Source organism: Wohlfahrtiimonas larvae, assembly GCF_002006755.1.
Lineage (GTDB): Bacteria > Pseudomonadota > Gammaproteobacteria > Cardiobacteriales > Wohlfahrtiimonadaceae > Wohlfahrtiimonas > Wohlfahrtiimonas larvae.
On the sequence record NZ_MVDO01000138.1, the window covers coordinates 1 to 14,483 of the forward strand.

The window sequence follows — 14,483 nt, forward strand, 5'->3', positions numbered from 1 at the left end:
TAACTGTCAAAATAGATGCTCAAAAATACTATGATGCAATTATTAAAGGCATCAATAATATGATTCTTAAAAATAAAAATAGAACAATCTATTTAGTTGGTGTTTATACTCGCCCAACTTATAATATTTATGAATGCTTATCAGCTAATAAACTTGCGGGATTTACAGAGCCATGTGCTGAATTTGCACCTAAAGAGTCTAACCCTATTAATGATCATATTCAAAAGATTGCAAAACAATATAATAATGTCTACTTCATAGACCCTAATAAAGGTTTTTGTGATGAACGTGGCTGCCGTATGCTGATCGATGAAGAGCCAATATTTAGTGATGAAGGTCACCTATCTACATATGGTGCTGATATTATTGGTAAATATATATTTGATGAAATAAAAAAATATGAAGATTCTTCGCTTCAACATACAGATCAGTAATATTAAGGGATAACTAGATGCAATTTAGAAAAGATATTAATGGCTTACGCACTTATGCTGTCTTAGCAGTAATCTTCTTTCATTTCAATAAAGAATGGTTACCTGGTGGCTTTGTAGGTGTTGATATCTTTTTTGTCATTTCAGGTTATTTAATGACAAGTATTATTTTCAGAGGTTTAAGCAACCAAAATTTTTCAATCCTAAAGTTTTATAGTGCAAGAGTTAGGCGCATTATCCCTGCCCTTTTTACATTAATTTTGTTACTAATCATCTTAGGATACTTTTTTCTAGGACCGCTCTCATATCGAGAACTGTCAAAAGAATCGATTAGAAGCCTATTATTTATCTCTAACTTTCTCTACTGGAAAGCATCCGCAGGATATTTTGATACTGAAGCACTTAGTAAACCTTTGCTACATACATGGTCGTTATCTGTAGAATGGCAATTTTATTTACTTTATCCCGCCGTACTACTCGTTTTTGCGAAATTTTTATCTCAAAAATTTCTTAAACCCATCATTATCATGATGGCAACAGTTTCTTTAATATTTTCCATATATTTAAGCCCTATATCGCCATCTACAGCTTATTTTCTATTACCTACTAGAATTTGGCAGATGTTATTGGGTGGACTCATTTTTCTCTATCCACTCAGAATTACACATAAGCCTCATCAAGTTACATTAGAAATTATTGGTTTTCTTCTTATCATAGTATCATTGTTTATTATCTCAGAAAATACATCATGGCCTGGCTATATGGCATTACTGCCTACAATTGGGGCATACTTATTGATTCAATCACAAAACAATTCATTCCTAACTAATAATATTGTCTGCCAAAAAATAGGGTTATGGTCATATTCTCTGTACCTATATCATTGGCCAATTTTGTTTATTAATTATCGCTATAACTTACAAATTAATGTCATTACTTTTTTATGTATTACATTCGCTCTTTCTCTTGCATCTTATTATGTGATTGAACATCGCCAATGGAAAGTTAAATATATACTGATCAGTGTATTTGTAGCTCTTATTCCTATTTATGGCATTTATAAAACAAAAGGGGCTTCTTTTAGAGTTGTAGACCAATACCATCTAACAGCAGAAGAATTTCAGCAGTTATATTATGGAGGAGGTGACTTTCCTGCTTATCAAGTCGCTTATACTAATGCGAATGAAGCCACATCATTTGATTATATAATGCTTGGTGATAGTTACGCCCGACAATACACTAAATACCTTTTAAATAATAATATTCATACAAAGACTTGGTATGCAGATGCATGTTTATTTACTCAAGACTATTACGTTTACCTTGATAAAAAAATACTAAAAAATTGTACTGATTTTGCTAATTCTTTTTATCAATATATTGATAAAACCAAAGAACATCAGCCCATTGTATGGATACAAAGCTGGGATGGGTATCATTTAGCACTAAAAAATGCACAGTCTAATTTAATAGATTTTCGAAGTAACAAAGCGCAAAAGCAATATATCATTGCATTAGAACAAATTATTCAACAAATGGCTGAAAATAATCCTCAACGAAATATATACTTAATAGGAGTATATACTCGTCCGAATTATAATATTTATGAATGCCTCTCAGAACGAGAATTAAATTCTTTTTCCGAATCTTGTCCTGAATTCATTCCACAAACAAATAACCTAATTAATGAGCAACTCATCACAATCACTGAACAATATAGCAATGTATATTTTATAGACCCTAATAAAGGGCTATGTTCAGACCAAGGTTGTAGAATGTTAATCAATAATGAACCAATGTTTAGTGACATGGGACACTTATCAACATATGGAGCCAATATCGTTGGCAAATATATATTTGATATAATTAAAAAAATGGAATCTAAAAATAAAAATGATTACTAATATACAAATACTCAGAGCTTTTGCGGCTATCATCGTTGTCTTAGTTCATGCACAAGATTGGGTGATCAAAAATAACTTCTCTTATGAGAATTATGAATATTTAACATTCAATGTCCGCTATTGGGGCAACTTTGGTGTTGATCTTTTTTTTGTGATCTCTGGCTACATCATGTTTATGATTAATAGTAAAAAACATCGGTCCCCAATAGAATTCTTAAGCAATAGAATACAAAGGATAGTTCCTATTTATTGGTTCCTTACATTTGTGATATTTACTCTTTATCTAACACTCCCTTCTCTTTTCAGAGTCAGTGGCTATAGCTTAGAACATGTTGTGACCTCTTTACTTTTTGTAAGTCATTTTTTTGGATATGAAGTGCCAGCTCTCTATGTAGGTTGGACATTAGAGTATGAACTATTTTTCTACCTAATTTTTGCACTCACCCTATTCATCAAAATCAAAGATATTTACCGACTTGTAATGCTTACTCTCATATTTATGGGTGCTATCTATATAAATTGGTATAGCTCAATAGCAATAGAGTTTCTGTATGGAGGTGCTATATTTATACTCTTTGACCGCCTTCAATGCTTAAAGGGCTATCAAAATAATTTCTTTTGGGTACCTCTCATTTTGGCAATAATATTTGTTATATACCATGCACATATTGATCAAACAGAACGCTATATTTATTGGGGAATTCCGTCAGCGATAATTCTATGCTCCGCGATACTCATGCAAAATATTAATATCAAACTGTTAATAGAATTAGGTAATGCATCTTACTCCATATATCTTGTACAAGTATTTGGACTACCGATGATGACAAAAATACTGATAAAGATAACACCTGATATGCCAGGCATACTTGTCTTTATCAGCATTTCGATATTTTCTATTTTACTTGGCTATATATTTTATCAATTAATCGAAAAAAATATTAACCGAATATTTAAAAGACGTTCCTGAACGAATAAATCATATTATAAATATAATCTATCCTCAGAACTAATTTTTATATCCTTTCGGGTTTTTCTTTTGCCAATGCCAGCTATCTGCAAGCATATCGCTCAAATCATATTGTGCTTGCCAACCAAGTTCTATGATGGCTCTTGTATTATCCGCATAAGATGTGGCAACATCACCAGAACGACGCGGAGCAAATTCAAAAGGCACAGCAACGCCATTCACTTTTTCAAAGGTCTCTTTGACCTGCAAAACAGATGTACCATTGCCCGTACCAATATTCCAAGCTCGGCAACCTTTATTTTGCAAACGATTATTCAATGCAAACAAATGAGCAGATGCTAAATCCACCACATGAATATAGTCACGCACCCCCGTGCCATCAACTGTATCGTAATCATTACCAAAAATGGATAATGTTTCACGCATTCCCACCGCAACTTGCGTCACATAAGGCATTAAATTATTGGGAAGACCTTGTGGATCCTCGCCAATCATCCCACTTTTATGAGCACCTACAGGATTGAAATAACGCAATAGTGCAATCGACCAACGATCATCTGCTAAAGCTGTTTTTTCTAGCATTTGCTCCACAATCAACTTGGTATATCCATAATTATTGGAAGGCATACCTGTTGGCATATTTTCATTCAATGGCGATACATTAGCTTCATCATAAACTGTCGCTGATGAGCTAAAAACCAAATTAAATATACCCGCTTTTTCCATTGCCTTCACAAGCATGATAGAGCCTGAAATATTATTATCGAAATATGCCAATGGAATTTTTTGGCTTTCACCTACAGCTTTCAAACCTGCAAAATGAATGACTGCATCAATTTTGTGCTGAGTAAATACCTTATCTAAATCATCAGAATTACGAATATCACCTTTAATAAAAGTTAATGTTTTATTTGTTAGTTGCTGCACTCGACGTAAAGATTCTTCTGAACTATTAGATAAATTATCCAAAACAATCACTTGGTGATTCGCTTCCAATAACTCAATACAAGTATGAGAGCCAATGTAGCCTGCACCACCTGTTACTAAAATATTAGCCATTTGATTTTCCTAATAATAATTGAATTAAGCCTTTGGTTGATACATCAAGCTCATCCATGGAATCTGATTCACCATTTAAAATGGGTAGTATTTGGTTAGCAATCGCCTTCCCTTTTTCTACACCCCATTGATCGAATGGATTAATGTTCCAAATCACAGATTGTACAAAAACTTTATGCTCATATAAAGCAATCAACATACCCAATGTCCGTGGATTCAACTCATCTAGTAATAAAGTAGAACTTGGTTGATTACCTTCATAGTATTGATATTTTGGCAACTGTGCCAATTCATCTTCTGACAATGATTGACTACCAAACGCTAACAGCCGAGACTGTGCTAAACAGTTTGCCAATGCCAAATGATGCTGTTCAATTAACTCATCTTCATTATCTGCATACGTAAATTGTTTGGCAGTGTAGCGCTGAATCGGTGCAATGAAATCAGAACTAACAGCTTGCGTACCTTGATGTAACAACTGATAAAATGCATGCTGAGCATTTGGCCCAACCTCACCCCAAACAATCGGGCAAGTTGTCCATGTAACTTCTGTTTGATCGCGTTGAATAGATTTACCGTTAGACTCCATTTCAAGTTGCTGTAAATACGATGCAAAATATTTCATTCTGCCATCATATGGCAATACAGCATGTGTTTGAATATTTAAATAGTTAGTATTCCAAACACCTAACATGCCCAATAATATAGGTAAATTCTCACTAAATGGAGCAGATTGAAAATGCTCATCCATACTGTGAGCACCTGCTAAGAAATTCTTAAAACCTTCAACACCAATCGTCAAAGCAATGGGTAAACCAATGCATGACCACAAAGAATAACGACCACCAACCCACTCCCACATTAAAAATTGTCGATCAGGATGTATACCCCAAGCTGTCATTTTTTCAATATTGGTAGAAACAGCCACAAAATGATTATGCAATACTATTTGATCATGCCCTAATGCTTTCATTAACCAAGCACGAACCGTCTCAGCATTAGATAAAGTATCAATCGTACCAAAGGACTTTGATGAAATAATGAACAGTGTTGTTTCAGGACGCAATTGATGCAATAAATCCGATAATTGGCTGCCATCCATTGTAGACACAAAATGTATCGATAATGGTTTAGTTGTTTTCACTTTAAAATCGGATAAGGCATGCGTCACCATTAATGGGCCAAGATCTGATCCCCCTACTCCAATATTTACAACATCTGTGACAACTTCACCCGTTGCACCACGATATTGCCCTGCATGAATTTGTTCAACTAAACGATACATTCTCTCCAATTGAGCATGCACTTCATTAACTAAATCTGGATATTTTTGATGCTCCTTAGGTAAACGTAGCGCCCAATGCATGGCCGCACGCTGTTCTGTATCATTGATGCATTCTTTAGAAAATAACCGCTGAATCCAATCATCCAATTGTTTCTCTTTGGCTAAATTCATTAAAGAATTCACAGAATCTTGATTAATTCGCTGTTTACTAAAATCTAAAGTCAATCCTTCAAAACTTTGTGAGAACTCATTAAAACGGTCAGAATCATTAAATAATGTTGATAAGTTTACAGATTTTAGTTGATCTGCTAGTTGCTGAATTTTCATACTCGGCCAATACCTTCATAAATGAAACCTTGATCACGCATAAATACTGGATCATAAATATTTCTACCATCCAAAATCAAAGGATGATTCATCAGCATTTTCATGTACTGATAATCAGGATTATAAAATTGTTGCCATGCGGTCAAAATACACAATGCATCTGCACCTTGTAATGCCTGATATTCATCATCAACGATTTTAATCACATCACCATAATGCTCTGACATCTCTTTAGCGGCTTGCGGGTCAAACAACTGAATATTGATACTTTGCGCCAATAATGCCTCAATCATCTTATGAATAGGAGAATTATGAATACTCGCAGTATTTTCCTTAAATGCTGCCCCCCAAATCGCAACAGTTTTGCCCTTAAGTTGCGTTTGATAATAATCCCAAAGTTTACGAAATAGAATCTCTTTTTGATCTTCGTTAATTTCCCAAACTTGTTCTAATAAACGGCTTTTAGCACCTGTTTTCAAAACTTCACTCGAGAGCATCAAAATATCTTGTGAAAAGTTTTCACCACCAAACCCCACTCCTGGTGATAAATATGATGCACCGATACGATTATCGGCTGCCATACCTTGCTTCACATTTAAAATATCCACACCCAATTTCTCAGCGACATTGGCTAAATCATTCATATAGCTGATACGTGTTGCTAACATGCCTGAAATGCTCAATTTTGCAAATTCAGCATCCAGAATTGGCATGAACAATATTTGATGATCCAATGGAAACATTGGGCGCAAGATTTCCTTAATGAGTCGTTTAGCTTGCTCAGATTCACAGCCTACGATGGCTTGTTTCACATTCACAAAACTCGCAATAGCGTTGCCCTCTTGTATCGTATCAGGAAAATAAGCCCATTGATCATTGGGCGAAATTCGTTGTAATTCCGCCGTGCCATGCAAACCAAAAGTTGAACCATTGATCATCAAGCGATCTTTCAAATTCAACGAAGCAATCTGTGTCACACATGCAATAGCTTTATTTTTTTCCATCGGTGAATAACAAAAGATATAACAATCGGTATCTTTTGGCATTGTAGGAAGGACTCCCATATCCTCACTGTCATGGTACCAAACAATTCTATGCCCATACCGCTCTAGTATCGCCACTAATGTGGTTGCTTGTAAAGTTGCACCACAAATTGTTATTTTCATGATAAATCCAACGCTTTAATCATCGATTTAAACTCATCACCTAACACAGGGTGATCCACACCATAGTGTAAAACTGCTTTCAAATAGCCTAACTTACTTCCACAATCAAAAGTTTGCCCTTGCATGCGGTAAGCTTCAATATTCGCTTCTTTCTGCAACATTGCAATAGCATCTGTTAGCTGAATCTCATTACCTGCACCGCGTGGTGTTTTTTCTAATAATTGCATAATTCGTGCAGGTAAAATATAACGACCAATTACTGAAAGATTCGAAGACGCTATACCTATCGCAGGTTTTTCTACAATACCACGCATCACTTCACTCTGCCCTTCACTTGGGATACTCGCAACATCCACAATGCCATATTGATCTACCAAATGATCAGGTACACTTTCCACCATAATTTGTGCAGCATTACTTTCTTCATAGCGTTTAATCATATTAGTCAAATCATTATGATGCACTTGATTTTTTACCAAGACATCTGGCAACAATACAACAAAGTCATCCTCACCAATCACATCTTTGGCACATAAAACAGCATGTCCTAATCCCAATGGTTCAGGTTGGCGGACACTAATGATGCTTACATGTTCAGGCACTATATTTGTAATCTCAGCCAATAGATCCAATTTATTCTTTTGCTTTAAGGAATGTTCTAATTCAAAATTACGATCAAAATGGTTTTCAATGGATGCCTTTGAACTATGTGTCACTAAAATAATTTGTTCAATCCCCGCTGCAACAGCTTCACGCACAACATACTCAATTGCAGGGCGATCAACAACGGTGACCATTTCTTTAGGAATAGCCTTACTTGCAGGTAAAAAACGTGTGCCAAGGCCGGCAACAGGGAGGATAGCTTTTTTGATCATAGTGCTCACTTCAATAAATCTATTGTTCAGAAATTTCAATACCTAATAGTTTACACAATTTTCGATTCACTTTGTCAGCATCAAATTTTTCTTCAGCAAATTCACGGCTTTCTTTGCCCATTCTATTGATATGAGAAGAATTTTCTATAAAATAAATCATTTTTTCTGCCAAAGCCTCGGGATCCCATTTATCCACTAAAAATCCATTCGTGCCATCTATAACAGTCTCTCTGCACCCAGGTACATCTGTCGTAATAACTGGACGACCAATTGCCATCGCTTCTTGTGTACTTCTTGGCACACCTTCACGATAATATGAAGGTAAAACAAAAACGGCACTCTCTCGTATATATTCAGCAACATTAGTCACAAAACCAGGATATTCTATAATACCCATTGCCACAAGCTCATCCAATTCACTCTGTTTCAATGCATTAGGATTTTCTTTATCTAACCCACCAATCACTGTAAATTTAATATGTGGGTGTTGTGCTTTAACGATTTTAGCAGCTGCGACATAGTCAAAAATACCTTTTTCTGCCAATAACCGAGCAATAAAAATAAATGAAATAGGCTGTGTTTCATCCCATGGCTGATATGCATAATCTTGCAAATTCAAACCAATCGCACCCAATACAACAACCGAATCTTTTCTATGTTGTATTTTATTTTTTTCTATTAAATCAATAGGATCATCAGGATTCAAAAAAATAATTTTATCTAAGAATGGAAAAGCTAAGCGATATAAAAACACTTGCGCCTTTTGAATTAACTTAATTTTTGCCGTTTGCCCAGTTTTCGGCACTGTAAACGGTGTCCCTAAACCTTCTATCATGCCAACAATCTTAGGTATTTTTGCTAATTTTGCCGCTAATGTTCCATAAATTACAGGTTTAGTAAAATACGAAAATACGATATCTGGCTGAATCGTAACAATAATCTTTTTGAGTGCGAACATTGATTTTAAATCTGCTAAAGGATTTAATCCCCCACGACTCATTGGATAAGGCACAGGAATTGCTCCTAATGCTTTAATTTTTTCGAGCTCCGACTCATGATACTCACAAATTAAAGTATAAACTTGCCAATTCAGTTTGACTAAGTATTGAATCAGATCTGCACGAAACCCATAAACACTTGCCGCTGTTGTACCAATGAATACAATTGTTTGCTTATTCTGATTCATAAATTTGCTCCCATTTTTGCGCAACTTTATTCAAATCAAAATTCTCTCTCACATGAGCTAATGCAGCATTATTGTTATCTAATCTTTCAGCTTCAGATAACTCTATTGCATGAATAACTGCATCTGCTAACATTTGGCTGTTTTGAGGGGATACTAGTAAACCTGTTGTACCCATAACTTCTCTCACACCACCACAATCTGTTGCAATGACAAAAGTACCACAAGCCATCGCCTCTGCAACTACTAATCCAAACCCTTCATATTTTGATGACAATATAAAAAAATCAGCTTGTTGCATTAATGAAGGAACATCATCTCTACGTCCCAACAATGTAACATATTGATTTAATTTTAATTGTTCAATTAATGCTTCTATTTCGGAACGCAGCTCACCTTCACCCGCGATATTTAAATGAATCTTTGGAAATACTTTACAAACTTCAACTAATGCATTCAATAAATTAGGATAATCTTTTTGCTCATTCAACCGCCCAATTGACAATAGTGAAATTTTTTCCTGTTGTTCTTTAGACACTTGATAAATAAATTTTTCTAAATTAATACCATTATAAATATGCTCTGCATTTTGAGATGTAAATGCACCTTTTTCAATAAAAGCTTGCACCGCCTCTTGACTAACATTTGTATTAAAATCAGATAAAAAATTGGTATAACGATAGGCTAACATTCTAATTTTACCGCCTTCGTTAGAATTATGCGCCGTACAAATCAACTTCGGGACTTTGCATCCTATCCGATTTAAACGCGCAAAAATATTTGCATGCACCATATGTGCATGGATAACATCAGGATGATATTGTTGAATCAATTGACGATATTTCTGTGATGCTGCGATCAATTTTTTTCCAGACTCTAATCCTAAATAAATTAATTCAACATGCTCTGATTTAGGTTTAACTAAAACATCACCTTTCAAATAAGCAATCTTAACTACATGACCACGCAAAACCATTTGGTCCGCTAAATCAGCAACAACCTTTTCAGCGCCACCTAATCCCAAACCTGTCACAACATATAATATTTTCATTATTAAATTTACTTACGAGTGAATTTATCTAGTCATTTAAGACTTCTTGTTTCCATCGATCAATAATGATCTCTGGCATATATTGCAAAGATGTTGCTTTGGCATATTGTGACATTATCAACTTTTCTTCATATGATAATGCAATATATTGTTTAATTTTTTCAGCCATATCAGTAATATTCTGATCCGCAACCAAATAACCATTTTTACTATCTTCAATAATATCTCTAGGCCCTGAATCACAATCAAAACTAATACAAGGTAATCCATGTGCCATGGCCTCAATTAAAACCAACCCAAAACCTTCTTGTTGTGAACTTAAAACTAGGGCACTTGCCTCTGTATACTTATGTGCCATTTCTAACGTATGCCCACAAAAAACAATATTTTTAATAATACCTAAATTTATTGCTAAAGCTTTTAACTTTTGAAAATCACTACCGGCACCAACTATTTCTAACATCCAATCTGGGTAAATATCTACAACTCTTTTCCATGCCAATAATAGTTTATCAAATCCCTTGACTGGTTCTAAACGCCCAACAGCAACTATTTTTTTATGGATTAACTTCGATTGTTCCCCTATTGCAATAGATAATGCATTTGGAATATGCACTGAGGAGCAATTAATCCCTAGATACTTATCATTATCAGTAGATGTTAAAGCAATTACTTTATGATATTTAAAAAATTTTTTTGCCCTAATAAATTGCCATAGTCTTCCTGGAAAAGAGAATTTATGATGCTCAAATGCAATAAATTTTATATTATTATCTAAACTCAGAGCTGATAATATTGTTGAGCAACACAAAGCTGGAGAATTAGCAATAAAATAATCAGTATCTGAATGTATCTTTAAGTATGATCGAAGTCTATACCATGTTAAAAAATATCGTTTCAATTTTGAAATAATATTAGTCGGCGGAACATGGATATCTAGTGACTCTATAGTACTATATACATCAAAATATGGTGATGTTTTCCCATACATAGTTAATATAATAACTTCATATTTATCTTGAAATTGATTGGCAAGAAAAGCAATAACTCTTTCCATTCCACCCATCAATTCCATTGATTCAGTAAAAAAAACTATTTTCTTTTTCATTGATTAAATTTCAAAACTGACTTAATTTTTTGTTGCACTGCATACAAAGACTTAAGTAATCTCGGGGAAACTTTAAACATAAGTAATGACAAAGTAACCTTAGAACACATGCCAAATAATCTAATAATTTTTTTATTTGCAATTATATTTAGATCTAATTGTTTCATTAAATACTTACTATCTTGTACATATGAATCAGAGAATGATAGCAACATAGATATTTGCCTATAAAAACAAAATTTTATATATGACTTCTCATAATAATCTTTATATTGCTCATATAACTTTTCTGTAGTTAAAAACTCTAAATATTTATCATATATATACAAAACACTCGATACAGATTTCTGCCTCGAATATGTATTCATAGTGGAACCTTTTCTATAAACATAAAAATGTAAATATTCATCTATTAAATGCAAAGAACAATTATGTATAACTATAGGCAATATTTCTTTATCTTCATAAGTGATGGCTGTATTAAAGCGGTAATTGTTCCAAACCTCCATGCGGTACACTTTATTACATACACCATAATTAATATATTCATATGATAGTAATATATCCTTATTATTTTTATAGTAGGTAATATTTGGCATAAAACTATCAATTATAGAACCATCTTCTTTAACTCTCTGATAACCACACATTGTTATATCTATAAAAGCGTTTTTTTGTAATGGATCTAACATTTTTTTCAAAAAATCATGACTAAAATAATCATCTGAATCTAAAAAACTAATATATTGACCTGTGGCATGATCTATACCTATATTACGAGCAGAACCTTGTCCGCCATTCTCTTTCTCTAAGAAAATAAAACGGGAATCATCACCAACTAATGATTTTGCAATTTGAATTGAATTATCAAGGCTACCATCATCTACAATAATTGCTTCAAAATTTTTATATGTTTGATCTAGTAAGCTTTGAATACATTTAGTGATGTATTTTTCAACATTATAAACAGGCACAATGATGGATACTAATGCATTATCATCAATTTCTCTCATAAATATCAATCATATTCCTCTTAACAATAATTTAAATGCAATCATAAACTTTCTTGAGAAAATAAAGATGGGTGAAATAAAAATAGCTTTCTTTAAGAGATTTTTATCTTTACCTTCAGTTTCCATAAAGGACTGTATATATGCATTAAATAAAGAATGCTTATATTTAGGATGCTCTTTATATAATTCAATAATACTAAGACGGCCAGTATGCATAATATCAATTTTACTTGAAAGATTATCATCATGCCTACGATAAAAAGCAAAATATTCATTTAAGAAATCTAAAGACCCACCGTATTCAGTCAGTTTTAACCACATACTCCAATCTTCAATTACTAAGTTTTCATCATAACCACCAACATTTACAATCTTATCTCTCCTACACAAACCTGTTGGAGCTGGTAGCAAATGTTTATGTAAAAAAATATCATTAAAATTAAATTTTTTTGTCTCTCGTGATACTGATGTTGTAATATTTCCGGCTATATCAATAAATTTAACACCACCAAATACACCAATACTTTCATGATTTTCTTCCAAATATAGGACTTGAACTTTAATTTTATAATTCATCCAAATGTCGTCTGATGCCATAGTGCATAGATATTTACCTCTTGTCCATTCTATTCCTTCATTTAAAGTTTTACATAGACCTTTATTTGGACGATATCTAATTTCAAAACGAACAAAACGTTTTTCACATACTTCACGCATTTCTTCAATTTTTTGTACCGAATTATCTTTAGAACCATCATCTATAATAATCAATTCTATATTTTGATAATCTTGATCAACAACACTTTGAATGGCTTCTTGAACAAATCGCTCATGATTATAACAAGGAATAATAACAGATACTAAAGGTTGATCATCAAAGCTCATTTTTATGTTTTATTCCTCTCATAAATGTGCTGATTTTTGATACATAATCAATAAATACAGCATCTTTCATAATCAATAAGAAAGAACTATAAACAATTATACCAACAACTATTTTTATGCATAATGATATAAAAATATTCTCTATTGAAATAGCAAATAAAATAGCATACATAATACCTGAGGATAAAATATAGTTCTTAGCTACTTTTAATTGCTGCATTACCCCAAAACCAAATAATTTTCCTGGATAATAAGCATTAATAAAAAAAGCAAGAAGCGATGTAACAATTGAACTCCAAGCTAAAGCTGAAATACCAAATGGGATAGCAATAAAAATTGCTAATAATGATATAGGAATCTTACAAAGATCTACTTTAAAAAACAAATCTGATCTTCCTATTACATTCAATATATTCATATTAATTGCACTAATAGGAGTAATTGCACGAGCAAAACATAATGCAATTAAAACAGTAATCACCGCACTCCATTCATTTCCCAAAAATAAGATAACAACCTCTTTCGATACTGCGGCTAAACCTACTAATAACGGTAAAGAAATACACATAGTAATCGCAACTAGGTGCTGATACACTAATAATAAACGTTCTCTTTCATCTTTTATTGAAGCCATCACAGGGTATGTTACACTTTGTAATGTTGACGTAATAACTTGAGATGCATAATTACTAATATTAGTTGCCTGTGTAAAAAAGCCAACATTAGTTGCATTAAAAAAACGCCCCACTAATACTGTAGATAAATTATTAACTACGGTTGCTAACATACTAGCTAGCATAAGATAAGACCCAAATTTAAATAAAGATAAAAATGAGTTTTTACTAAAACATAACTTGGGTATCCAATGACTATAATAAAAAAGCCCCAATAATACAATAATACTTTTACTCAACAACATAATCACAATCGACCAATAATCATACCCCTGATGAGCGCAATAGACAGCTAATATTCCACTAAGGACACTACCATAAGTTGCGGCAACAGTTTGGCTTCTGAAATCTAAATTTATAGTCAATTGGGCTCGAAAAACCACCATTAATGAATTAATGAATATTACTAAAAAGAGAATTCTTGCAATACTTGTGAGCTCTGGTAATTTATAAAACTGAGCAATATAAGGCGCTAATATATATAAAATTATATAAATCAGAAATGCCCATGCTAAATTTATATAAAAAACAGTAGAACTATCTTCTTCAGTT

The 14,483-nt window shown here is 33.1% G+C and carries 13 protein-coding genes; 3 read left to right on the forward strand and 10 right to left on the reverse strand.

Going from position 1 to position 14,483, the window contains the following annotated elements; genetic code table 11:
- From BZK14_RS13330 to BZK14_RS07910, 3 genes are all read left to right on the forward strand, one after another.
- On the forward strand, window positions 1-434 hold a 434-nt coding region (locus BZK14_RS13330; RefSeq protein ID WP_281249108.1), incomplete at its 5' end, for an SGNH hydrolase domain-containing protein.
- 17 nt (window positions 435-451) lie between these two features.
- A complete protein-coding gene (locus tag BZK14_RS07905) occupies window positions 452-2,335 on the forward strand; it encodes an acyltransferase family protein (protein ID WP_077925975.1) in 1,884 nt (627 codons plus the stop codon).
- On the forward strand, window positions 2,325-3,305 hold the full coding sequence (locus tag BZK14_RS07910; protein WP_077925976.1) for an acyltransferase family protein: 981 nt from the start codon (window positions 2,325-2,327) through the stop codon (window positions 3,303-3,305). Before BZK14_RS07905 ends, BZK14_RS07910 begins: the two co-directional genes overlap by 11 nt.
- 39 nt (window positions 3,306-3,344) lie before the next feature.
- Here BZK14_RS07910 and galE read toward each other — a convergent pair whose 3' ends face one another.
- From galE to BZK14_RS07960, 10 genes are all read right to left on the reverse strand, one after another.
- Entirely contained in the window at window positions 3,345-4,364 is a 1,020-nt protein-coding gene (galE, locus tag BZK14_RS07915; RefSeq protein ID WP_077925977.1) for a UDP-glucose 4-epimerase GalE, read from the reverse strand.
- Entirely contained in the window at window positions 4,357-5,976 is a 1,620-nt protein-coding gene (pgi, locus tag BZK14_RS07920) for a glucose-6-phosphate isomerase (RefSeq protein WP_077925978.1), read from the reverse strand. The genes galE and pgi overlap by 8 nt, the downstream gene beginning before the upstream one ends.
- Complete coding sequence (locus tag BZK14_RS07925) at window positions 5,973-7,142, reverse strand: nucleotide sugar dehydrogenase (RefSeq protein ID WP_077925979.1); 1,170 nt, start codon at window positions 7,140-7,142, stop codon at window positions 5,973-5,975. The genes pgi and BZK14_RS07925 overlap by 4 nt, the downstream gene beginning before the upstream one ends.
- Window positions 7,139-8,017, reverse strand: a complete 879-nt coding sequence (gene galU / locus BZK14_RS07930) for a UTP--glucose-1-phosphate uridylyltransferase GalU (RefSeq protein WP_077925980.1) — start codon at window positions 8,015-8,017, stop codon at window positions 7,139-7,141. The genes BZK14_RS07925 and galU overlap by 4 nt, the downstream gene beginning before the upstream one ends.
- 19 nt (window positions 8,018-8,036) lie before the next feature.
- Window positions 8,037-9,203, reverse strand: coding sequence for a glycosyltransferase family 4 protein (locus tag BZK14_RS07935; protein WP_077925981.1), 1,167 nt, complete (start codon window positions 9,201-9,203; stop codon window positions 8,037-8,039).
- A complete protein-coding gene (locus tag BZK14_RS07940; protein ID WP_077925982.1) occupies window positions 9,190-10,251 on the reverse strand; it encodes a glycosyltransferase in 1,062 nt (353 codons plus the stop codon). Before BZK14_RS07940 ends, BZK14_RS07935 begins: the two co-directional genes overlap by 14 nt.
- Before the next feature lie 28 nt (window positions 10,252-10,279).
- Window positions 10,280-11,359: a glycosyltransferase family 4 protein gene (locus tag BZK14_RS07945; protein WP_077925983.1), complete on the reverse strand. Its 1,080-nt coding sequence runs from the start codon at window positions 11,357-11,359 to the stop codon at window positions 10,280-10,282.
- Window positions 11,356-12,372 (reverse strand): glycosyltransferase family 2 protein, encoded by a 1,017-nt coding sequence (locus tag BZK14_RS07950; protein ID WP_077925984.1) that lies wholly within the window; start codon window positions 12,370-12,372, stop codon window positions 11,356-11,358. The genes BZK14_RS07945 and BZK14_RS07950 overlap by 4 nt, the downstream gene beginning before the upstream one ends.
- Before the next feature lie 9 nt (window positions 12,373-12,381).
- Window positions 12,382-13,257, reverse strand: coding sequence for a glycosyltransferase family 2 protein (locus BZK14_RS07955; RefSeq protein ID WP_077925985.1), 876 nt, complete (start codon window positions 13,255-13,257; stop codon window positions 12,382-12,384).
- Window positions 13,247-14,483 (reverse strand): lipopolysaccharide biosynthesis protein (locus BZK14_RS07960; RefSeq protein WP_077925986.1); only part of this gene is annotated, 1,237 nt, incomplete at its 5' end. The genes BZK14_RS07960 and BZK14_RS07955, both read right to left, overlap by 11 nt.

Excerpts from the sequence above, each read along its gene's own strand:
- BZK14_RS07905 (WP_077925975.1), top strand. The coding sequence starts at position 452 with ATGCAATTTAGAAAAGATATTAATGGCTTACGCACTTATGCTGTCTTA.
- galE (WP_077925977.1), bottom strand. The coding sequence starts at position 4,364 with ATGGCTAATATTTTAGTAACAGGTGGTGCAGGCTACATTGGCTCTCAT.
- BZK14_RS07955 (WP_077925985.1), bottom strand. The coding sequence starts at position 13,257 with ATGAGCTTTGATGATCAACCTTTAGTATCTGTTATTATTCCTTGTTAT.
- BZK14_RS07910 (WP_077925976.1), top strand. The coding sequence starts at position 2,325 with ATGATTACTAATATACAAATACTCAGAGCTTTTGCGGCTATCATCGTT.
- BZK14_RS07940 (WP_077925982.1), bottom strand. The coding sequence starts at position 10,251 with ATGAAAATATTATATGTTGTGACAGGTTTGGGATTAGGTGGCGCTGAA.
- BZK14_RS07945 (WP_077925983.1), bottom strand. The coding sequence starts at position 11,359 with ATGAAAAAGAAAATAGTTTTTTTTACTGAATCAATGGAATTGATGGGT.
- BZK14_RS07925 (WP_077925979.1), bottom strand. The coding sequence starts at position 7,142 with ATGAAAATAACAATTTGTGGTGCAACTTTACAAGCAACCACATTAGTG.
- BZK14_RS07935 (WP_077925981.1), bottom strand. The coding sequence starts at position 9,203 with ATGAATCAGAATAAGCAAACAATTGTATTCATTGGTACAACAGCGGCA.
- BZK14_RS07950 (WP_077925984.1), bottom strand. The coding sequence starts at position 12,372 with ATGAGAGAAATTGATGATAATGCATTAGTATCCATCATTGTGCCTGTT.
- pgi (WP_077925978.1), bottom strand. The coding sequence starts at position 5,976 with ATGAAAATTCAGCAACTAGCAGATCAACTAAAATCTGTAAACTTATCA.
- galU (WP_077925980.1), bottom strand. The coding sequence starts at position 8,017 with ATGATCAAAAAAGCTATCCTCCCTGTTGCCGGCCTTGGCACACGTTTT.